The organism is Bacillus sp. P4_D3 (genome assembly GCF_056401855.1).
Map to the genome: position 1 here is coordinate 1 of NZ_JBFUIN010001188.1, position 705 is coordinate 705.

The window sequence follows — 705 nt, forward strand, 5'->3', positions numbered from 1 at the left end:
GTGTTGTCCTGCTCCTGTTTCAGCGACAACTTTCTTCTTACCCATTCTTACCGCAAGAAGTGCCTGACCGATTGTATTGTTAATTTTATGAGCTCCCGTATGGTTCAAATCTTCACGTTTCAAATAGATTTTTGCTCCGCCGCAATACTTCGTCATATTTTCAGCGAAATAAAGCGGTGTTTCTCTTCCAACGTACGTTTGTAAATAATGGTTTAATTCCTTTTGAAACGCTTCGTCTTGCATCGCTTCTTTATACGCTTCTTCTAGCTCTAGTACGGATTGCATTAACGTTTCTGGAACGTATCGTCCTCCGTATATACCGTAATGACCTTTTTCATCTGGATATGCGTAGTTCATTTGGAACACTCCTTCGCTTTTTTAATAAATTGTTTTATTTTCTCCAAATCTTTCTTTCCTTCTGTCTCTACCCCGCTACTCACATCGACCATATATGGCTGAACGGTTTGAATGGCTTCTTCTATATTAATGACGTTTAATCCGCCAGCTAATATCGTTTTCTCTCGCAACTCGTTTGGCATATGTGCGAGTAACTCCCATGAAAATGTCTTACCATTCCCTCCGTAAAACTTTTCTTTCGGGCTATCAAATAACAGATAATCTGTTTCGTATTTTTTCGCATGTTCAATATCTTTCTCTAAAGCTACTCCTAACGCTTTTATAGACGGAATATTCAATCTCCTGATT

At 38.7% G+C, this 705-nt stretch carries 2 protein-coding genes; both read right to left on the minus strand.

What is annotated here, in order from left to right:
* Positions 1–357 (minus strand): pyridoxal-phosphate dependent enzyme (locus tag AC1DTM_RS30170; protein ID WP_477001670.1); only part of this gene is annotated, 357 nt, incomplete at its 3' end.
* Positions 354–705: phosphoribosylanthranilate isomerase (locus AC1DTM_RS30175; protein WP_477001671.1), on the minus strand; the 352-nt coding region annotated here is incomplete at its 5' end. The genes AC1DTM_RS30170 and AC1DTM_RS30175, both read right to left, overlap by 4 nt.